Origin of the sequence: Chryseobacterium artocarpi (assembly GCF_001684975.1) — a bacterium.
Lineage (GTDB): Bacteria > Bacteroidota > Bacteroidia > Flavobacteriales > Weeksellaceae > Chryseobacterium > Chryseobacterium artocarpi.
Genome location: NZ_MAYH01000045.1, coordinates 18,771 through 40,145 on the forward strand (window position 1 = coordinate 18,771; position 21,375 = coordinate 40,145).

The following is a 21,375-nucleotide window of genomic DNA, read 5'->3' on the forward strand; positions in this document are numbered from 1 at the left end:
GCATTAGTGGCATAAAAAACATCAATACAGAACATGATCATTAGCAATATCTATGAAAACAATTCACCAGATCAGTATCAAAGTCCCTGAAGTTTTTCTTACTTTTGATTAGCCTTTTCTATATGCTGTATTGAGTAATGAACAGGCTGTTGTAAACAAAATAATTACCAAAAAAATGGATAACAATAATTTAGAAACGATCGTTTTCGGTGGCGGATGCTTTTGGTGTGTAGAAAGCTGTTTTAATATGTTGAAAGGGGTAAAATCTGCAATTTCAGGATATTCCGGCGGGCATAAAGATAATCCGACGTATCAGGAAGTATGTACAGGAGAAACGGGGCATGCAGAAGTAGTGGAAATCACTTATGATCCAGCAATCATCACTTATGAACAATTAATGGATGTATTCTTCTTCTTACATGATCCTACCCAACTGAACAGACAAGGAAATGATATCGGAACTCAATATCGTTCTGTTATTTACTATAAAGATGATGCTGAGAAGCAAAAAGCTGAACTGGCATTAAAAACGTCTGAAGAATCAGGAAGATGGGCAGGAGAATACGTTACTGAATTAGCACCATTCGAGAAGTTCTGGGCAGCTGAGCAATATCATCAGGGATACTATAATGAAAACCCTACACAACCTTATTGCAGCGCAGTTGTAGGTCCTAAGATCCAAAAATTTAAAAAACATTTTGGTGAGCTTGGAATGCTGAATACAGACTAAATTACTAAAGAAAATCATTATTATAATAAGCGGAATATATTGTATTTCGCTTTTTTTATTCTTCAAACTCTACAGAATCCTTTTGCTTCCCTGCATACTTATAAATAATAAAGGATGAGGTTTTCCTTAATTCCCGTCCATTATCAGGATCTATTCCATCATCTGTAAAAAATTCTACTTCACTGTTATATTTTGAATACCAGGTTTTCCCCAAAGCATTTATATCCGTGAGCGTATCTTTTCTCATAATCTTTCGGAAATGAAGCAATTTATGAGCATTCATAGCCACAATTTCTATTCCCGGATTAATATAACTGCTGTCTGTTCCAATATATCTTTCTCCATTCCAATACATATATTTTTTTTCTGTCATCGGACTTACTCCAGACATAAAACCGAAAGAATATGCAGGTGTGTTACTCATTTTCTTACTATTAGAAAAAAGAACATTTCCGGTTACCAGACAAAGAATAAAAGTAATTTCTAAAATACCTAATCCATTTTGCTTTATAAAATCAGGCATTTTAAAATGCTGCTCATTGGTAATATTGATATTTAATTTCGAAAACTTTTCCGAAATAGATTGTTCATCCTCATCAACCGTTATTTTAACCGTTGTCTTATTGGCCTCTTCATCTTTTTTGACAAATGTGTTGGAAAAATCTAGAAAGTCCTTATACCCTATATATTGACTCAGCTTATTAAGGATTTCTATATCCTTTATGTTAACATCTCTATTATCACGTATACAAGCATCATAATATCTGCTGAATGTCTTTTCGTTAATGATGAATTTCAAATTCTTCTCAAAATAATCAGACAACTCAGAAGACCAACCACTCTTTGTACTTTCTGCTGGGAAATTACTCTTTGCTTGATTGAACACCTCATGGATTAGTAGTTTTTTCTTGGACATATATAGTTATTTCAGTCTTTACAAAATAGATGATAATCAATCATACCACATTACGGATTCCCATAAAGCCCACATTGTCCATTTCGTGTCCATCGATGTCCAAAACGTGACTAACACATGCGTCACCCTTTGTCGCATCTTTGCTTCAGAAAATCAGTGAAAAACAAAACATTAAAAACAAATTTACAAAACTGATTTCAAAATCACCAGATAAAACGGAGGTAAAACTCCGGGTTGGGAAGCAGATGTTTCTCCTCCGTTTTTGAAGGTTCACTTCCCAAAAAATTTAGAAGCGCTTCAATTTTTTAACCGTGTAAAACTATCTGCGATCTGTTTCGCAGGGAAGAACACGAATGCTTTAACAATAAATTTTTTGAAAATGATCCAATTTATTTTAATGCTATTAGGTTTAGCATTCCCAAATAATAACGCAAGCACATCAACAACATCAGATAATAACCCAGTAACAGTATCAGCACAAAGTGCAGCTGCCGATCCAAGCGGATCAACAGGAGATACAAGTGGCGAAACAGAACAAACTCCACCACCAAGAAAGTAAGTAATAAAGCGAAAGTAATTCTTTCGCTTTTTTTATTATTTTTGGTAAAAAACCGTGAAAACCTTTATTCATATCTTATTTATATTAATACTTTGTTCCTGTCATAAAAAAGAGATCTCAAAAATTGACAGAAAAACGTATGATAAAGCCTATGATTTTTATGATGCTTCAGAAAAAGACAGCGCTTTTATTTATTTTAACAGAGCCAAAGATGAATTAATTGAAAAAGGTTATTATTCACATGCAGGTAACAGCTTAGTAATAATGGGTATAATACAATGTGAGAAGGGAGATTATTATGGTAGCCAAGAGACAGCATTATCAGCCATTAAATACTTAAACATACAGCATGATTCCGCTGACCTTTCTGCAAACTATAACAATTTAGGGATAGCTTCTCAAAGCCTTAAAGAATACAATAAAGCTATTGTTTTTTATGATAAAGCAGCTCAATTCTCAACCGATTTCAGATATAAAATAGCACAAGTAAATAATAAAGCTGTGTCCTATTCTTATTTAAAACAATATGATTCTGCAATCAGTATTTTAAAAAAAGCTTTATCCAATCCCAATCTAAAAAAGTATCCTACAACTTATTATAGAATATATGATAACTTAGCTTATAATAGATTTCTTAAAAATCCTTCCTATAATGCGGAACCAGAACTTAGCGAAGCTCTTCAGGCTAGAATTAGAGAAAAAGATATTAATGGACAAATTACAAGCTTATCACATTTATCAACTTATCTGAAAGACAAAGACAATCAAAAAAGTTTAATGAATGTAAAGGAAATGCTAAAGATTTCCTTATCCCATCACCTGGCAAACGACAGACTTGAAGCTCTTCAAAAAATAATACTTTTAGAGCATCCTGAAAATATAAAACCATACTTTGAAAAGTACCAATATCTGAATGACAGCCTTACTTCAGCAAGAAATAAATCTAAAAGTCAGTTTGCTTTTGAAAGATTCGAAGCAGAAAAATTAAAAACAGAAAACGTACAAAAAGAAAATCAGATTCTGCTGCAAAACATTGGTATAGCTTCTTTGATTCTATTATTAATAGGCGGAACTATCAGTGGCTCTATTTGGATTAAAAGAAGAAAAGAGAGATTGCAGAAGGAAAACGAATTAAAGATCAAAGAAAATGAGCTAAAAATATCCAAAAAGGTTCATGACGTAGTAGCCAATGGTATTTATCAGGTAATGACCAAAATTGAAAATCAGGAACATTTTGATAAAGATAAGGCTCTTGATGAGCTTGAGTTTGTATATGAAAAGTCGAGAGATATTTCCTATGAAAAGGTTGACTCCAATGATACTCTTGAGTTTTATAAGAAAATTTCAAATCTCATAGGATCATTTAAAAATGAAAAAGTAAATACTTTTCTTGCCGGAAACGGAGCCAATATCTGGATGGATCTTAGCCATTCAGTACAGGATGAGGTTTACCAGATCATGCGTGAGCTTTTAGTGAACATGAAGAAGCATAGTCAGGCAAATCTTGTCGCTTTTAAATTTGAAAGAAATAATAACCTTATACAAATCCAATATACAGACAACGGAATAGGTATTCCCGGAGAAATTATTCATGGAAATGGGTTGGCAAATACGGTTTCCCGTATTGAAAAAATTAAGGGGTCTATTATTTTTGACAATACAAACGAAAAGGGATTGAAGGTTTATATTTCATTTCCCATATCTTAAAAAACAAAAAGAATGTTCAAAAAAATTTTAATAGCCGAAGACCACGAAAGCAGCAGTATTTCCGTACAAAAAACACTAGAAGATCTCAATATTACCAATACTGATTATGTTTATTATTGTGATGATGCCTTTGCCAAGGTTCAAAAATCCATAAGAGAAAATGACCTTTATGATTTATTGATCACAGATTTGTCTTTTGAGGAAGATCACCATGAGCAAAAGATCAAAGACGGCAAAGAATTAATTAAAGCCGTTAGAGAACTACAACCTTCGTTGAAGGCAATTGTTTTTTCCGCAGAACATAAGTCTGGGGTTATAGATTCTCTTTTTAAAGAATATGAAATCAATGGATTTGTTCGTAAGGCAAGAAATGATTCCAAAGATTTGAAAAAGGCAATAGCTTCAGTATATGAGAATAAAAACTATCTGTCTCTTGATATGAAACAGGAAGTAAAAAAGCTAAACAGCTATGAATTCACAGACTACGATATTATTCTCGTGTCTCTTCTTTCGCAAGGTGTCCTACAGAAGAATATCCCCGTGTATCTTCAAAATAACAATATAAAACCCAACAGTTTAAGTAGTGTGGAGAAAAAATTAAATAACCTGAAAGAAGAACTTCAGATCTCCAGTAATGAACAACTTATAGCTTTTTGTAAAGATTTAGGACTAATTTAAGCCGTTAAAAAGATATTTGTATATTTTTGTTAAGCTCAAAAAACTAATATCTTTTTAAAACACAAAGAAATGTCACGCGAAGATTCTTTACTCAACAATAATCTTAAAGGAATTAACAGTAATATTAATCACCTTAATAATAATCTTAATTCTTTTAACTCCCAATTAGGAAATATCAACTCTGAAATTGGCAACATCACAGACAAGCAACAGGCTCTGGATGGCAGGATGAACGCCATGTCCGGTATTATTGATGACTTTATTAAAGCTGATAAAGAAAAAAGAGACCTTCAGTTTGCCGAAAATATGCAGGAAAGCCTGAAGCAGGACTTAAAGAATAAATTCGGTTATTATGAAGAGATCAGAAGGACAGTCTTAGGAATTCTACAAGCTGTGGACAGTGGAATTGTAAGACATGAGATCATGCAGGATGCTGCTGAAGGCTTAATGATCAAAACACCTAATTATTGGCTTGCTCCGGCAATGGTCGCCATTGTAGCCTGGGTTCGTAATGATCGTGAGGATACTGAAAGAGCATTAAATGAAGCATTAAGAAGAGATGATTATAAAACCACTCTGTTTTTTATGCTTCTTATGAGAAGATTGGGCAGAGATGAAGCATGCCATCAATGGGTGCAGAGATATCTGATGCATCAGGATCCTTATAACCTAGACCGTGAATTTGTAATGGTATTGGAAGCTGCTGCTACCGGGTCATTTCCGCAGTCTTCCAGAGAATTAATTATTTCAACCGTAGATGAATGGCTGAATTTATTGACGCAGACCGATCAATACATTAATGAACAAAAAAATGAATGGATAAAATTCTTTCAGTATAAAGGTCGCCTGGAGAATAAAGAATATCCTTTTCTTGAGAAGTACTGTACCAATTGGGCAGAACTTAAATCTTCTATGAAGAAAGTAAAATTGCATAAATTTCTAAGTTCATATATTAAGAATATCCTTGAGACCCCTGTTGACTATTCAAAAACATCTAAAAATCAATTGGATGAAATTCTTTCCATGCTGATCACTAATTTTGATGATGAGGAGTTTGAATTACAAAAGAAAATAAAACTTAACCAACAGCTCATCGATCAAAAAAGAAATAAAGTCTCAGGAAAATCCGGATATTCTCAAGAAAAAGCATTCAACGAGAAAACAAATTTTCTTCAAATGCTGACTAATGTTGCTTTTATCCCTGAATTAACCGGAGCAACTCATGTTACACAGCCTTTAGCCGTGGCAATAAGCAGTCCCTGGATTATAGATGCTCACGAAACCTATACAAAAGAATACAGAGCCAATAACGTTATCACTGCAAACTTAGCCATCGATAATTATAAAACTTCTTCAAATGGTACGGATCAAGAGGAACAATTGAAAATCCATGGTGAACATTGGGATAAAATTTTCACGGATGACGTAAAAAAATCTTCTTCAGGTAAAGGTTGCCTGATTGCTTTTACAATACCATTCATTGCACTTGGCGTTGTCTCCTATCTAGCCGAAGCTCATATTCTCAGTTATATTATTTTAGGAGTATCTTTTGGTTTCCTTGCATTAGGATTATCAGGATACTCTTCTAAGAAAGATAACACAAAAAAACAAGTTAGTGGATTACGTCTAATCTCTCATGAAGCATTAATAGGATGTCTTATAGAACTTGAAGATTTCAAAGCCGAATACGATATGGAAGATGCAAAAGCTGAAGAAGTAAAAACAATGCTTCAATCTGTGCGTGCTGAAGAGTTTCTAGCCAATTCCAGAGATTCAAAAAATATATTATAATACTATAAACACCAGAAGATGAACAATCAAGAAGACAAACCAGAAATAAAGCAGGAAGATAAACAACCTGAAAACCCTCCTAAAAAAGAGAATGCAAAGTTTCCGGATTGGGATATCCTTCCTCCCAATCAACCCATAAAATCAAGATAAAGATTATCCTTTTTACTATCACTATACAAACCTTTCAAGTTTTTGAAAGGTTTTTTCATTTTACGGGAACCCGTAAGGATTGAAGTGGTAAGCGTCATACTTTTGACCTATAAATAAAAACAATTATGGGAAAATTTGTGATTACTCAAAGAGTCAACAAAGAATATCAGTTTAATCTTAAAGCAAACAATGGGGAAAATATTCTTACCAGCGAAGGCTACATTCAAAAAGCATCTTGTCATAAAGGAATTGAATCCGTAAAAATCAATTCTCAAGAAGATTCAAGGTATGACAAAAGAATTGCTGTAAATGATAAGGATTATTTCGTCCTTAAAGCCAGAAACGGTGAAATTATTGGTAAAAGCCAGTTTTATAGCTCCAAGGCAGCCATGGAAAGTGGTATTCTATCTGTAAAAAACAACGCACCAGACGCTGAAATAATTGATGAAACTCTTTAAACCGAATACTATGGATCTTAAAATTAAACTTGAGCAATTGCAACAAAAAGTTGTAGGATTAAAAGAACAGATAGCAACTGAAGAAGCCACAAAAAATGCTTTCGTAATGCCTTTTATACAAATTTTAGGGTATGACATATTTAACCCTACAGAAGTAGTTCCTGAGCATATTTGTGATATAGGAACGAAGAAAGGTGAAAAGGTAGACTATGTGATCAAAAACAATGATGAACCGATTTTTATTATCGAATGCAAACACTGGAAAGAAAACGCTGATGCTCACAATTCTCAGCTTCATAGATATTATCATGTATCAAAAACAAGATTCGGCGTTCTTACCAATGGAATCATTTACAATTTTTATACAGATCTTGAGAAACCAAATATTATGGATGAAAAGCCGTTTTTCACCATTAATATTGAAGATTTAAAGGATAGTTCAATTAAAATACTTGAAAGCTTTACCAAGAAAAATTACAATCTTGAAAGTATTTTGGATTCTGCGGAAGCCTTAAAATATATTAAAGCCATCAGAAAAGAGTTTGAAAAAGAAATAGAAACTCCCTCCGATGAGATTGTGAAACTTTTAGTAGGCAGATTCTTTGAAAAACCTATTACTGCTAACAGATTAGTTTCATTTAAAGAATACACAAAAAAGGCACTCACAACTTCTATTAATGAATCTATTAGTTTCCGACTTAAATCTGCATTGAGCATTAATGAACAAATTGAAAATCTTGATGAAGAAATTAAAACGCCTCAACCTATTGATGATAATAATGATTCTAAAATAGTAACCACAGAAGAAGAACTTGAAGGATTTCAAATTGTAAAAGCGATCATGAGAGAAAGAATTCCCTCCTCTCGCATCGCTTACAGAGACACCCTTTCCTATTTCGGAATTTTACTAGATGATAATAATAGAAAACCTTTATGCAGACTGCATTTCAATACGGCAAATAAATATATCGAAACGTTTCATAATGGTAAGGATTCAGGAGAAAAAGTATTATTAAATGATCTTGATGAAATCTATAATTTCAGGGAAGAACTTCATAAAACATTAGAAAATTACTAAACCTCTATGTTGTAAAATTCAACATAATCATGAAAACCTTTTTATAATTAAAAACAAAACTATGAAAAAACTACTTTTCACCAGCCTTTTAGGATTGGGACTATTATTACCGGCAACCTTTTCCGCTTCTACAAACAACTCTTCTTCCACAAATGAAGTACTCACTAAAAAACCAAGAAAAGGAAAGAGCAAAACAAGCAGAAAAAGCAAATCTACAAGATCAAATTACTCATCTTCCGGATCCTATTCTAAAAGCAGAGGATGTACTTATAATGGAAACCAATTGTATGTAGGCTCAAGAGGAGGTTGTTATTACTATGCTGGAAGTAGTAAACAGTATGTAGACAGATCCTATTGCTCAGGTTGTAACTAGCCAAAAAGAAAAAAACTAAAAACACTCAACATATAATCATCATTCAAAAGCGAAGGTTTTCTTCGCTTTTTTTATTATTTTAGAGAACTAAAACTCTAATAAATATGATTCAGATTCTATTAACATTACTAGGTTTATTATTTCCTTCTAACCATCTAGAAACAAATAATGGAAACCACACACAAACAACAATACAGACCAATATAACCCCGGAAGATACAAACGGTGAGACCGGAAGTATTCCCCCTAAAAAATAAAACCAGAACAACATTATTAATAAAGAAAAGGTATCTCGAATGAGATACCTTTTTATTTTATTTTCTAATCATTTCCGTATGCGGAATATCATCCTCCAGATATTTCTTTCCGGTATCTTTAAAACCAAAATCTCCATAAAATTTCAGCAGATAATCCTGTGCAGAAATCCTGATTTCGGAAGTATGAAAACGGTTTTCTATTGTTTCAACAGCATACTTGATAAGTAATTTTCCTAAACTTTTGCCTCTCGCCTTCTCTGTAGTCAATACCCTTCCGATCGAAGTTTCATCATACTTTATGCCCTTATCAAAAATACGGCAATAAGCAAGAATATCTCCATTTTCTTCTGCCCAGATATGAACTGCTTTCTGATCAGAATTATCCAGATCAGGATAAGGACAGTTCTGCTCAATGACGAAAACATCTATACGCGCCTTTAAAACAGCATACAGTTCAGGAACAGTAAACTCATCAAAAGTTTTGATTTTCCAGATAATATTACTCATCGAAACTTACACCATTTTGAATTAAAAAATCATTCGTCTTCTGAATAAAATCTAAAATAAGATCTCCTCCTTCTTTCTTCTCAGCTGAAGTTATATATAATTCCGGAAGATCCTCCCAGGTTTTATGCATTTCTAATTTATAATCCTCTACATTTTTAATAACTGCATTAGGCTTTAGCTTATCAGCTTTCGTAAAGACAATTGAAAACGGAACACCACTTTCACCACACCATTGCATAAAATCAAGATCTATTGCCTGCGGTTTATGTCTTACATCTACCAATACGAAAAGGTTCACCAGATTTCTTCTGTTAAGAATATAATTTGTAATCAATTTCTCAAAATCCTTACGCTGTACCTTTGATACTTTTGCATATCCATACCCTGGTAAATCGGTAAGGTACCAGTTTTCATTCACCAGGAAATGATTGATCAGCTGAGTTTTTCCCGGAGTCTGAGATGTTTTAGCCAAATCCTTATGATTCATCATCGCATTAATCAATGATGACTTACCTACATTAGACCTTCCGATAAAAGCATATTCGGGTATATTAGGCTCGGGACATTCCTGCCATTTTCCACTACTTTTTACAAACTCTGCTGTCTTAATAATCATTTTGAATATATTTTAGAAAAATAAACCACTAAGAAAAGCTCTTAATGGTTATTTATTATGTTTTTAAACTTTATCTTTTATCCAGTTGTACAGGATTTCGTTGAATTCATCCGGCTTTTCCATCATTGCAGCATGACCGCAGTGATCTATCCAGAATAAATCCGAATTAGGAATAAACTTATGCATATCTTCCGCTACTTCCGGAGGAGTTACATTATCCTGTTTTCCCCAGATCAGACATGTGGGTGTCGTAATCTTAGGAAGATCGTTCAGCATATTGTGTTTAATGGCACTTCTTGCCAGCATTACTGTTTTTATTCCCTTCATTCTATCATTCACCACTCCGAAAACCTCGTCTACAAGATCTTCCGTCGCAACTTTAGGATCATAGAAAACTTCTTCAGTCTTCTTTCTGATATAAGATCTGTCGTTTTTTCGTGGAAAACTATCCCCAAAAGTTCTTTCATATAATCCTGAACTTCCCGTTAAAACAAGATTCTTTACCAAATCCGGTCTTGCCAAGGTTAAAATAAGCCCCACATGACCTCCCATTGAGTTCCCTACAATGGTTACAGGTCCTGAAATATGACTCTCTATAAACTTGATAATATATTTTGCTAAAGTGGTAAGATTCGTATTGAGTACCGGCAAATCATAGATTGGTAACTGAGGAACATATACCTTATATCCTCTGTCCGAAAAAAAATCTACCATTTTATCGAAATTACTCAATCCACCCATTAACCCGTGCAACAGCACTAATGGATGTCCTTCTCCCGCCTCTACATAGGAATATTTCTTTTCTTTTTTTGTACTAAATATCATAAGTCGCTCTAATAAAGCCCTGCAAAAATACAAATTAAACCTCAAAAATATTTTGATTATCCTAATTTAAGATAAAAATAATACAATATTCTCCTTTTTAACTTTTTTTTTCAAAATCGCTTTATTATGGCTTAAATAACAGTTTTAACAATTACCTACATATCAACGAATTACATTCTTGGAACTCAATCTTTAATAAAACTTATTAACATTGAGTCAAAAAGTGGGAAAAAGTGGGAAATTTTGGAAATTATTATATAAATTTGTCCCAAATGAAAAATTTCATTGGAACATATGAGTGTAAAATTGACGACAAAGGCCGCTTAAAAGTTCCTTCCTCTCTGATCAAACAGATGGAGAACTTCGACGATAAGGCGTTTGTAGTCAAAAGATCTGTGTTCCAACCTTGTCTGGAAGTCTACCCGATGAATGCGTGGGATAAACTGATGGGCAAAATTAATAAACTGAACAGATTCATAAAAAAGAATGCTGATTTCATACGAATGTTTACGGCAGGAGTAAAAACAGTGGAATTGGATAACGCAGGAAGATTACAGATCTCCAAAGATTTGATGACTTTTTCAAATCTTCAGAAAGATGTAGTCATTACAAGCGCAGGAGAACTTTTCGAAATTTGGGATAAAGAAGCCTACGAAGAAGTAATTTCCACCAATGAAATAGATTTTGCCAGCCTTGCCGAAGATGTGATGGGCTCTTTCGATGAAGAATAGCTGTATAGTTATTAAGGATTATATTAAATAAAAAACACAATTAAGCATGTATCATAACCCCGTTTTGTTGAAGCAGAGTGTAGATGATTTGGTGACGAATCCTGACGGAATATATGTGGACTGCACCTTTGGAGGTGGCGGACACTCAAGGGAGATTTTGAGCAGACTTTCCGAAAAAGGAAAACTGTTCAGCTTTGATCAGGATCTGGATGCGCTTAAAAATACAATTGATGATCCGAGATTTACATTGGTTAATCAGAATTTCAGATTTCTGGAAAACTCATTACTGATGTACGGAATTTCTCAGGTAGACGGTGTTCTGGCTGATTTAGGTGTTTCATCACACCAGTTCGATGAAGCAGACAGAGGTTTCTCTACAAGAAGCAACGCTCCTTTGGATATGAGAATGAATGTAATGCAGAATCTAGATGCCAAAAGAGTAATCAATGAATATGGAGAAGAAGAACTGGCTGATATCTTTTATCACTATGGCGAGCTGAGAGAAGCAAGAAAACTGGCTAGAGATATTGTTCATCATAGAAAAACAAAAAGTATAGAAACTACTGAGGATTTGAAAAAGCTTTTCAGCTATCTTCCGCCTCATAAAGTGAATAAATTCTATGCACAGCTATTCCAGGCAGTAAGAATAGAAGTAAACCAGGAACTTGAAGTATTAAAAGAAATGCTTGTTCAGGCTTACAGTGTTTTAAAATCTGAAGGAAGATTAGTAGTGATTTCTTACCATTCTTTAGAAGACCGATTGGTAAAAAGGTTCCTGAAAAACGGAATGTTCGAAGGAGAACCGGAAAGAGATATCTACGGAAATTATAAAAAGGCATTCGAATTGCTTAAGAGCAAAGCAATCATCCCGGACGATCAGGAGATTGAAGAAAACTCGAGAGCAAGAAGTGCAAAAATGAGAACAGGAATCAAAGTTTAAAAGTGAATTGTCAAAAGTGAATTTTAAAAAAAATTGACCATTGACAACAAAACAAATTGACTTAATTAAATTGGCAAAAAGAACAACAAATCGCCCACAGAAAAGACTCACTTTTATAGATATTATAAAAGGAAACTTTCTGAATCGTGATGAGATCAAAATACATTACAAGTATTTTCTCCTGTTGTTTGTCTTGATGATGGCAATGATTTACAGTAATCATCTCGTCAACAAGAAAATTAAAATTGTAAATGCCTTAAAAGAAGAAACGGAAGAATACAAATCAAGAAACGCTTACGCTCAGAGTAAGCTGATCAAGGTAAAAATGGAATCAGAGCTGGGGAAAGAGGTTGCGCGGGACTCTTTAATGACCCTCGAAAACCACCCTCATAAATTGCTAATAAAACTGGACAGTACAGATGCAAAAGCAAAATGAATACGACAACAAACGTAAAAAAACGTTACGATGGGGCTACCTCTTTGCAGTGGTAGCTTTGTGCGTGTTTGTAATGTTCTTGGCAAGGATTGTAATCCTTCAGAATACCAATGTTCAGGAAATTAAAGATGATTACATTAATAAAAATTACCGTGAAGCCACTTTAAAAGCTGCCCGTGGTAATTTATTCGCCTCCGATGGATCTATTCTTGCCACAACGGTGATGCGCTATGACATCTATCTTGACTTCAAAACGATGAAAGATACGATCTACAGCAACAACATCGGAGCATTAACGGATTCCCTGAGCAAAATGTTCGGGAAATCCAGAGGAGAGTTCAGACAAAAATTCGACGAACAAAAGAAAAAGAAAAACCAATACTATACTTTGGTAAAAGGTCTTGATTTTGATCAATACGACAGAATCAGAAAATTTCCAATCTTTAAAAGAGGTAAAAATAAAGGCGGTTTCATCGTAGACAGAAACTACAAAAGAGAACTTGCCACTTCAGAAATTGGAGCCGGAACCATCGGAATAGATAACGGAGAACTTAGATCCGGACTTGAAGGAGCTTTTTCAAAGTATTTAACCGGTACGGACGGAAAAAGATTAGAGCAGAGAATCAATTCTTCACAATGGAAACCTATTGACTTCTGGAAAGTTCAGGAACCTGTAGACGGAGAAGATGTTTACACCACCTTAGATCTTAGAATTCAAGACATTGCACACTCTGCTTTGGAAAAACAACTTACGCATTACGAAGCCAAACATGGAACCGTAATCGTAATGGAAGTGGAAACAGGAAAAGTACGTGCTTTGGTTAATTTAAGAAGAACAGAATCAGGAGATTATGAAGATTCTTACAACTATGCTTTAAAAGATAATATTGAACCGGGATCTACCTTCAAAACCATTTCTCTTTTAGCAGCAATGGATGATGGATTCATCGATGAAAACACCACTGTAAACGTAGGAAACGGAGTCTGGACTTACGCAAAACAGAGAATTTCAGACGGTCATGGTGGAGGAACTTATGATATCAGTGATGTGTTAGCTAAATCCAGTAACGTAGGAACAGCTAAGCTTATCACAAAATATTACGCTGAAAAGCCACAGATCTTCCTTGATCATTTGAAACGTTGGAAATTATTCGACAAAATGGACATCGAACTTCCGGGAATCACAAAACCGAAGATCGTAACCCCTGAAAATAAAAGATGGAATGCAGCAACACTGGCTTCTATCTCTTACGGATACTCTTCAAACATTAACCTGTTACAACTCGCAACGTTCTACAACGGAGTTGCTAACGGAGGAAAAATGCTTAAACCATTATTCATCGACAAGATCATGAAAGATGGAAAAGTAATGTATAGCTCAAAACCCGAAGTAATGGTTAATAAAATGGCGTCAGAAAAAGCCATTAAAATGATGACCAGCGCTTTAACCAAAGCCGTAGAAAAAGGAACGGGACGAAGCATCTTCACCCCAAACCTTAAAATGGCAGGAAAAACAGGAACAGCAAGATTTGAATACTGGCTACCCGGACCAATGAAATATCGAGCTTCATTCGCAGGATTTTATCCAGCAGATGCACCAAAATACACGTGTTATGTAATGGTAAGTGAACCGAATACTTCAATAGGATTCTATGGAGGACCTGTAGCAGCACCGGTGTTTAAGGAAATTGCAGGAAAAACATTCCTGAAAACGCCACAGAACATTGAAAAAGAAATGCTGGTAGACAAAAAGGTAAACCTGAGCAAAATGGTGGAGCCTAATGTAAAAGTAGCAGTCACAGATAAGCAAATGCCAAACGTAGTCGGATTGATTGGTAAAAACGTCATCCCACAATTGGAAAACTTAGGATACCGTGTAGACTATAAAGGAGTTGGAAGAATTAAAGAACAGTTTCCTTTAGAAGGCACCACAATCAGTAAGAACCAGAGAATATATTTATCTCTACAGAATTAAAAAACAGAGTCCCGAAGGGACGATTTAAGCCAAAATAGGATCAAGTCCTATTGATATAAAATGATAATAACAGAATTAGTAAACAGAATCCCAGTAATAGAAATCCACGGAGATAACAACCGTGAGGTATCAGAACTGGTGTTCGACAGCAGAAAGGTTACAGAAAACTCTCTTTACATCGCAATGAGAGGAACAGTGGTGGATGGACATTCATTCATTGAGTCTTCTATTGAAAAAGGAGCAAAAACAATTGTTTGCGAAGAACTTCCTGAAACCCTGGCAGAAAATGTAACGTATGTAAAAGTAAAAGATTCTGCTAAAGCTTTAGGACACCTTGCTTCCAATTTCTATGGAAATCCTTCTCAGAAGTTGAAACTGATAGGAGTTACAGGAACCAATGGAAAAACATCTGTTTCTACCCTGCTTTTTGATGTTTTTAAAAACCTAGGATATGATTCTGCATTATTATCAACAGTTGAGATCAGAATTGGTGAAGAAATTATTCCGGCAACTCATACCACTCCGGATGTGATTACGATCAATAAAATCTTAGCTGAAGCTGTAGAGAAAGGATGTGAATTCGCTTTCATGGAAGTAAGTTCACACGGAATTGCCCAAAACAGAATTGAAGGATTACACTTCAAAGTGGCAGGATTTACAAATCTTACCCACGATCATTTAGATTATCATAAAACTTTCGAAGAATATTTAAAAACGAAAAAAAGATTCTTTGATGAATTAGAAGATACAGCCATTGCCATTACCAATGTAGATGACAAAAACGGTAATGTCATGCTTCAGAACACTAAGGCAAAAAAGAAGTCTTACGCTCTGAAAACAATGGCAGACTTTCACGGAAAACTTTTAGAAGTTGATTTCAACGGAATGCTCCTGAATTTCAACGGAAAAGAATTCTGGACGACTCTGACAGGAAAATTCAATGTTTACAACTTATTGTTAGTTTTCGGAATTGCAGAAGAGCTTGGTTTTGAGCAGGATGAAATTCTTCAGGCAATCAGTAAGCTAAAAAGAGTTTCCGGCAGATTTGAAACCTTCAAATCAGATGGCGGGATTTTCTTTATCGTAGACTATGCACACACTCCTGATGCTTTAGAAAACATTTTGGACAGCATTAACGATATCAGAACCAAAAACGAAAGATTAATCACAGTTTTCGGTTGCGGAGGAGACAGAGATCACTCTAAAAGACCTGAAATGGGGAATATTGCCACTAAAAAATCAACATTGGCAATCATCACTTCAGACAACCCGAGAACAGAAGAACCGGGGCAGATTATCAAGGAAATTGAAGCAGGTGTTGAACCTCAGAACTTCAGCAAATACACCTCAATCCCTGATAGAAAAGAAGCCATAAAAATGGCAATAAAATTTGCAGAACCTAAGGATATTGTTCTCGTAGCCGGAAAAGGACACGAAACCTATCAGGAGATAAATGGTGTGAAACATCATTTTGATGACAAAGAAGTAATTAATGAGCTTTGGAAATTAATGAGCAAATAATTATTAACAAATTGAAACTATGCTATACTATCTATACGAATATCTAACCGACCATGGAATCCACATCCCCGGATTAGGAATGTTGAAATACATCTCCTTCCGTGCTGGAATGGCTGTGCTGTTCTCCCTAATTATTGCTCTTGTCTACGGGAAAAGAGTAATCAATTACCTGAGAACAAAACAAATGGGAGAATTGGTACGTGATCTTGGATTAGACGGACAGAAACAAAAAGAAGGAACTCCTACTATGGGAGGTCTTATCATCATTTTGGCAACTATTATTCCGGTATTGTTGTTTACAAGAATTACCAACGTATATATTGTATTGCTGCTGGTTTCAATGTTTTGGATGGGAGCCATCGGATTCCTGGATGATTATTTAAAGAAAATCAAGAAAAACAAAGACGGATTAAGCGGCAAATTCAAAATTGTAGGACAAGTTGGATTGGGATTAATTGTCGGAGTTACAATGTATTTCCACCCGGATATTACTGTAAAAAGAAAATATGCTGATGCAAAAGTGGTAAATAGAAACAACGTAGAGCAAAACTTCATGCCTACAGAGAAAATCACAGTTTCTACAGTACCATTCGCGAAAAACAATGAGTTTGATTATAGCGGAATACTGTTTTGGATGAATGAAAAAGATGCCCACGAATGGGCATGGATTGTCTTTATACCTATCGTGATCTTCATCGTAACAGCCGTTTCCAATGGAGCCAATATAACGGATGGAATAGACGGTCTCGCAGCAGGAACCAGTGCCATAATACTGCTTACCCTCGCGCTTTTCGCATACCTTTCCGGGAACATAATTTTTGCAGATTATCTGAATATCATGTTCCTCCCGAATATGGGTGAAACCACCATTTTTGCTGTCGCAATGGTAGGAGCCGTGATCGGATTTTTCTGGTACAACACCTATCCTGCACAGGTTTTCATGGGAGACACAGGAAGTTTGATGCTAGGAGGAGTAATTGCTGTTTTAGCCATCATTTTAAGAAAAGAATTGTTGATTCCTGTTTTATGCGGAATTTTCCTGATCGAAAACCTATCTGTAATGCTTCAGGTAATCGTTTTCAAATACAGAAAGAAAAAATATGGGTTAGAATATGCCCAAAACAATAGACTATTCAAGATGTCACCATTACACCACCATTATCAGAAAGACGGATTTCACGAAAGTAAAATCGTAAACAGAATGATCATCATCGGAGTAATACTTGCAATTGTATGTCTGATCACACTAAAAATGAGATAAACCTTAATTTAAAAATTGAAAGATTTTAACACTGAATCTTTTGATCATTAAATCAAAATAATATGAAAATAGTTGTTTTAGGAGGAGGAGAAAGCGGATGTGGAGCTGCTTATTTGGCTAAAAAGAAAGGTCTGGAAGTATTTCTTTCAGATAAAGGAGCCATTAAAGATAACTATAAGCAGTTTCTTACCGAAAATGGAATTGAATTTGAAGAAGGGAACCACGATGAAGAAAGGATTTTAAATGCCGATTGGATCGTAAAAAGCCCGGGAATTCCGAAAAAGGCAGAGATCATCCACAAAATTCATGAAAAAGGAATAAGACTTTCCTCTGAAATTGAATTCGCTTCTGAATTTACAGACGCAAAGATCATCGCCATCACTGGAAGCAACGGAAAAACAACCACAACTTCCCTGATCTACTACATCCTGAAAAATGACGGATTAAATGTAGGCTTAGGTGGAAACATAGGATATAGCTTTGCAAAGCAGGTTGCAGACGAAAACCATGAATATTATGTATTGGAAGTAAGTTCTTTCCAGCTAGATGATATTCAGAATTTCAGACCATATATTTCCTTATTGTTGAACCTGTCCCAGGATCACCTGGATCAGTACAACTACAACTATGAGGAATATGCTTTAGCGAAATTCAGAATTACTGAAAATCAGGAAAATGATAATTTCTTTATCTATAACAAAGATGATGAAATGAGTAAGAACCTTCTTGAAAAGCTAGAAATAAAAGCAAAAATGATCCCTTTCTCTACAAAAGAGAAGCTGGAAGAAGGAGGTTTTGTAAATGATGATCAGATTGTAGTAAAAATGAAGGACGATTTCTCAATGAAAGTTGAAGAATTATCACTCCTTGGAAATCATAATGTTGCCAATAGTTTGGCGGCTTCTATTGCTGGTAAGATATTAAAAATCAATAATGAAAGCATAAGACATTCATTAATGACATTCCAGGCAGTAGAACACAGATTGGAATTCGTAACTGAAACTGATGGAGTAAAGTACATCAATGACAGTAAAGCAACCAATGTAAATGCTACTTACTACGCGTTGGAAAGCATGAAAACTCCAACCGTATGGATTGTTGGCGGACTAGACAAAGGAAACGACTATACCGAAATTGAGGACTTAGTTAAAAGAAAAGTAAAGGCAATTGTTTGCCTTGGAATTGATAACAAGAAGATCATTGATTTCTTTAAAGATAAAAAAGAATTCATCTATGATACTTCAAGTATGGAAGAAGCCGTGAAAATATCAAAATCACTGGCTAAAAACGGAGACACTGTTCTTCTGTCACCATGTTGTGCAAGTTTTGATTTATTCAAAAGCTATGAAGACAGAGGACGTCAGTTTAAAGAACAAGTATTAAAATAAATGTAAAGTATTAATGTATTAAGTATTATCAACAATACATTTTACATCAATACAAGAATACAAATATTATGGACGAGCAGAATACAGAAAGCAGATTTGAATTTCTAAAGGGCGATAAAGTACTTTGGATGGTCATTCTTGTGATCTCCATTTTCTCTATTTTCCCAGTTTACTCTGCTAGTTCAAACCTGGAATATATCGTTAATAACGGAACCACTACAGGTCACGTTATCAAGCATATGTTCTTCGTAGTCTTAGGTTTAGCAATCATGAGACTCGTTGGAACCATAAAATACGAATACATCGGAAAACTCAGCAGTATATTGCTCGGGCTGATGATCGTTTTATTGATCGTTACCATGTTTACCGGACAAACCATTGATGGAGCCAGTGCTTCCCGATGGCTTAAAATACCGGGAACACCGATCTCGTTCCAGCCATCATCATTTGCATTTTTGATGCTGATTATCTACCTGTGTAGATATTTAACAAAAAAAATAACGAGAGAAAGACTCCCGATTGAGAATATCATGTATATTTTCGGTCCTATTCTTCTTGTTTTTGTATTAGTAGCAAAAGATAACGGTTCCACTGCATTAATGATTCTAATGGTTTCTGTGATCGTTCTTGTGATAGGACAACTTCACTGGAAATACATTGCAGGGTTCATTTCAGCATCATTTGTAGCCATCGTGTTCTTCCTGTTGATTGCTTTGAATACCAATATGATTGGCGGAAACCGTGTTCATACATGGATGAGCCGTATTGAAACCTTTACATCAAGCAAAGCCAAATCAGCAGATACCGACGACGAAAGCGTAAAAGCTAAAAATTATCAGGTAATGCAGGCAAAAGCAGCCATCGTACACGGTGGAATTACCGGAATGGGACCAGGAAAAAGTGCATTAAAACAAATGCTCCCACAATCTGCTTCCGACTTTATCTTCGCTGTAATCGTAGAAGAATATGGAGTAATAGGAGCAGCATTCCTGATCAGTCTCTATCTCATTATGATGATACGGATTGTAATGATCGCCAGTAAAATGCCAGCCTTCTTCGGATCGTTGCTCGTGCTCAGTCTTGGGGTGATGATCTTCATACAGCTTTCGGTAAACATTGCCGTAGCCGTCAATCTGATCCCGGTAACAGGACAGCCATTACCACTGATCAGTTATGGAGGAACCTCAATGTTGGTAACCTACTTACAGTTAGGAATTATCTTAAATATAAGTTCCAGAATTCAGATTTACGATGAAGAAGGAATGGGCAAAAAACAAAGCATAGCAGAAATAAACGATATCGCATAAACCAAAGAGTCCCAAAGGGACGATTTAACAAAAAAATCGGACGCAGTCCTATTATATAAAATGAACAAAAAACTAAAAGTAATACTATCAGGCGGAGGAACAGGAGGACACATCTTCCCTGCAATCGCCATCGCAGACGAAATCAAAAAAAGGTTTCCTGATACAGAATTTTTGTTCATTGGAGCCAACGGAAAAATGGAAATGGAAAAAGTTCCGCAGGCAGGCTACAAAATAGAAGGAATTGATATCGCAGGAATCGACAGAGGAAATCTATTATCCAATTTAGGACTTCCTTTCAAGATTATCAAAAGTTTAAGCAGATCAAAAGCTATTATTAAAGAGTTTAAGCCAGACGTTGCAATTGGAACAGGAGGCTTCGCAAGTGGTCCTGCTTTATATGAAGCAACCAAACAAGGTGTGCCGGTTTTTATTCAGGAACAAAATGCTCATGCAGGAGTTACCAATAAAATATTAAGTAAAGCTGCTAAAGCTATATTTACCGCCTATCCAAAAGTAGCAGGTTTTCCTGTAGAAAAGATAAAGTTTCTAGGAAACCCTATTCGTTCAACGATTATTTCCGGAATGATGGAAACTGCTCAGGCAAAAGAAAAAATGGGATTAAATAAAGATAAACTTACCATTTTATCAGTAGGTGGATCTTTGGGCTCCAGAACATTAAATAATGCATGGAAGTCTCATTTAAAGGAAATTGTAAGCAAAGATTATCAGCTGATCTGGCAAACAGGAAAGCTTGATTATAAAGATATCATAGAAGAAACAAAAGATATTGACTCCCGAAATATTCAGATCCTTGAATTTATCAAAGACATGGAACTTGCATATTCCGCAGCAGATATCATCGTTTCAAGAGCCGGAGCCATCGCCATTTCAGAGCTGGCAGTAGCACAAAAACCGGTATTATTGGTTCCCTTCCCTTTTGCAGCAGAAGATCACCAAACTAAAAACGCCATGAATCTGGTTGAAAAAAATGCAGCAAGAATGGTAAAAGACTCTGAAATGCAGGAAAAATTCTGGAGTACCCTATCAGAAATCTGCGAAAATGAAAATGTAAGAAAAGAAATGTCTGACAATCTGAAATATTTCGCTAAGCCAAATGCAACAAAAGAGATTGTAGATGAGATATTTAAAGTGATTAATAGATAAATAAAAA

General features: G+C 35.1%; 23 protein-coding genes. 19 read left to right on the top strand and 4 right to left on the bottom strand.

The window, feature by feature from the left end; translation table 11 throughout:
* Positions 1 to 175 precede the first annotated feature (175 nt).
* Entirely contained in the window at positions 176 to 730 is a 555-nt protein-coding gene (msrA, locus tag BBI01_RS14850) for a peptide-methionine (S)-S-oxide reductase MsrA (protein ID WP_065395971.1), read from the top strand.
* Between the two features lie 55 nt (positions 731 to 785).
* Here the strand turns inward: msrA and BBI01_RS14855 are convergent, their stop codons facing one another.
* Positions 786 to 1,646, bottom strand: a complete 861-nt coding sequence (locus BBI01_RS14855) for a hypothetical protein (RefSeq protein WP_065395446.1) — start codon at positions 1,644 to 1,646, stop codon at positions 786 to 788.
* A gap of 397 nt (positions 1,647 to 2,043) precedes the next feature.
* Between BBI01_RS14855 and BBI01_RS22845 the strand changes: the two genes are divergently transcribed.
* The 9 genes from BBI01_RS22845 to BBI01_RS22850 all read left to right on the top strand — a co-directional run bounded on the left by BBI01_RS22845 (position 2,044) and on the right by BBI01_RS22850 (position 8,697).
* A complete protein-coding gene (locus tag BBI01_RS22845) occupies positions 2,044 to 2,205 on the top strand; it encodes a hypothetical protein (RefSeq protein WP_165602258.1) in 162 nt (53 codons plus the stop codon).
* A gap of 54 nt (positions 2,206 to 2,259) precedes the next feature.
* The gene (locus BBI01_RS14860; protein WP_083190123.1) at positions 2,260 to 3,912 is read left to right on the top strand and encodes a tetratricopeptide repeat-containing sensor histidine kinase; all 1,653 of its coding nucleotides are present in this window, start codon (positions 2,260 to 2,262) and stop codon (positions 3,910 to 3,912) included.
* Between the two features lie 12 nt (positions 3,913 to 3,924).
* A complete protein-coding gene (locus BBI01_RS14865) occupies positions 3,925 to 4,590 on the top strand; it encodes a response regulator (protein WP_065395447.1) in 666 nt (221 codons plus the stop codon).
* 69 nt (positions 4,591 to 4,659) lie between these two features.
* Complete coding sequence (locus tag BBI01_RS14870) at positions 4,660 to 6,381, top strand: hypothetical protein (RefSeq protein ID WP_065395448.1); 1,722 nt, start codon at positions 4,660 to 4,662, stop codon at positions 6,379 to 6,381.
* Positions 6,382 to 6,399: 18 nt separating this feature from the next.
* Positions 6,400 to 6,531, top strand: a complete 132-nt coding sequence (locus BBI01_RS23155) for a hypothetical protein (protein WP_262487296.1) — start codon at positions 6,400 to 6,402, stop codon at positions 6,529 to 6,531.
* 125 nt (positions 6,532 to 6,656) lie between these two features.
* Positions 6,657 to 6,989, top strand: a complete 333-nt coding sequence (locus BBI01_RS14875) for a YegP family protein (protein ID WP_065395449.1) — start codon at positions 6,657 to 6,659, stop codon at positions 6,987 to 6,989.
* 10 nt (positions 6,990 to 6,999) lie between these two features.
* Positions 7,000 to 8,067: a type I restriction endonuclease gene (locus BBI01_RS14880; protein WP_065395973.1), complete on the top strand. Its 1,068-nt coding sequence runs from the start codon at positions 7,000 to 7,002 to the stop codon at positions 8,065 to 8,067.
* A 61-nt stretch (positions 8,068 to 8,128) separates the two neighbouring features.
* Positions 8,129 to 8,440, top strand: coding sequence for a hypothetical protein (locus BBI01_RS14885; RefSeq protein ID WP_065395450.1), 312 nt, complete (start codon positions 8,129 to 8,131; stop codon positions 8,438 to 8,440).
* Between the two features lie 104 nt (positions 8,441 to 8,544).
* A complete protein-coding gene (locus tag BBI01_RS22850) occupies positions 8,545 to 8,697 on the top strand; it encodes a hypothetical protein (protein ID WP_165602259.1) in 153 nt (50 codons plus the stop codon).
* Positions 8,698 to 8,754: 57 nt separating this feature from the next.
* Here the strand turns inward: BBI01_RS22850 and BBI01_RS14890 are convergent, their stop codons facing one another.
* From BBI01_RS14890 to BBI01_RS14900, 3 genes are all read right to left on the bottom strand, one after another.
* Positions 8,755 to 9,204 carry a GNAT family N-acetyltransferase gene (locus tag BBI01_RS14890; protein WP_065395451.1) on the bottom strand — a complete coding sequence of 150 codons (450 nt, stop codon included), beginning with the start codon at positions 9,202 to 9,204 and terminating at the stop codon, positions 8,755 to 8,757.
* Entirely contained in the window at positions 9,197 to 9,820 is a 624-nt protein-coding gene (gene yihA, locus BBI01_RS14895) for a ribosome biogenesis GTP-binding protein YihA/YsxC (protein WP_065395452.1), read from the bottom strand. Before yihA ends, BBI01_RS14890 begins: the two co-directional genes overlap by 8 nt.
* A gap of 63 nt (positions 9,821 to 9,883) precedes the next feature.
* Positions 9,884 to 10,645 carry an alpha/beta fold hydrolase gene (locus BBI01_RS14900; RefSeq protein ID WP_065395453.1) on the bottom strand — a complete coding sequence of 254 codons (762 nt, stop codon included), beginning with the start codon at positions 10,643 to 10,645 and terminating at the stop codon, positions 9,884 to 9,886.
* A 272-nt stretch (positions 10,646 to 10,917) separates the two neighbouring features.
* On the opposite strand from BBI01_RS14900, the gene mraZ reads away from it, so the two are divergent.
* The 9 genes from mraZ (at position 10,918) to murG (ending at position 21,368) form a co-directional block, all read left to right on the top strand.
* Positions 10,918 to 11,376 carry a division/cell wall cluster transcriptional repressor MraZ gene (mraZ, locus tag BBI01_RS14905; RefSeq protein WP_065395454.1) on the top strand — a complete coding sequence of 153 codons (459 nt, stop codon included), beginning with the start codon at positions 10,918 to 10,920 and terminating at the stop codon, positions 11,374 to 11,376.
* Positions 11,377 to 11,422: 46 nt separating this feature from the next.
* On the top strand, positions 11,423 to 12,316 hold the full coding sequence (gene rsmH / locus BBI01_RS14910; protein ID WP_065395455.1) for a 16S rRNA (cytosine(1402)-N(4))-methyltransferase RsmH: 894 nt from the start codon (positions 11,423 to 11,425) through the stop codon (positions 12,314 to 12,316).
* A gap of 70 nt (positions 12,317 to 12,386) precedes the next feature.
* The gene (locus BBI01_RS14915; protein WP_053327577.1) at positions 12,387 to 12,752 is read left to right on the top strand and encodes an FtsL-like putative cell division protein; all 366 of its coding nucleotides are present in this window, start codon (positions 12,387 to 12,389) and stop codon (positions 12,750 to 12,752) included.
* Entirely contained in the window at positions 12,736 to 14,727 is a 1,992-nt protein-coding gene (locus tag BBI01_RS14920) for a penicillin-binding transpeptidase domain-containing protein (RefSeq protein ID WP_065395456.1), read from the top strand. Before BBI01_RS14915 ends, BBI01_RS14920 begins: the two co-directional genes overlap by 17 nt.
* A gap of 60 nt (positions 14,728 to 14,787) precedes the next feature.
* Positions 14,788 to 16,248, top strand: coding sequence for a UDP-N-acetylmuramoyl-L-alanyl-D-glutamate--2,6-diaminopimelate ligase (locus BBI01_RS14925; RefSeq protein ID WP_065395457.1), 1,461 nt, complete (start codon positions 14,788 to 14,790; stop codon positions 16,246 to 16,248).
* Positions 16,249 to 16,267: 19 nt separating this feature from the next.
* Complete coding sequence (mraY, locus tag BBI01_RS14930) at positions 16,268 to 17,509, top strand: phospho-N-acetylmuramoyl-pentapeptide-transferase (RefSeq protein WP_065395458.1); 1,242 nt, start codon at positions 16,268 to 16,270, stop codon at positions 17,507 to 17,509.
* Positions 17,510 to 17,571: 62 nt separating this feature from the next.
* A complete protein-coding gene (murD, locus tag BBI01_RS14935) occupies positions 17,572 to 18,897 on the top strand; it encodes a UDP-N-acetylmuramoyl-L-alanine--D-glutamate ligase (RefSeq protein ID WP_065395459.1) in 1,326 nt (441 codons plus the stop codon).
* A 68-nt stretch (positions 18,898 to 18,965) separates the two neighbouring features.
* Positions 18,966 to 20,204: an FtsW/RodA/SpoVE family cell cycle protein gene (locus tag BBI01_RS14940; protein WP_065395460.1), complete on the top strand. Its 1,239-nt coding sequence runs from the start codon at positions 18,966 to 18,968 to the stop codon at positions 20,202 to 20,204.
* Between the two features lie 60 nt (positions 20,205 to 20,264).
* Positions 20,265 to 21,368: an undecaprenyldiphospho-muramoylpentapeptide beta-N-acetylglucosaminyltransferase gene (murG, locus tag BBI01_RS14945; RefSeq protein ID WP_065395461.1), complete on the top strand. Its 1,104-nt coding sequence runs from the start codon at positions 20,265 to 20,267 to the stop codon at positions 21,366 to 21,368.
* Positions 21,369 to 21,375: the final 7 nt, after the last annotated feature.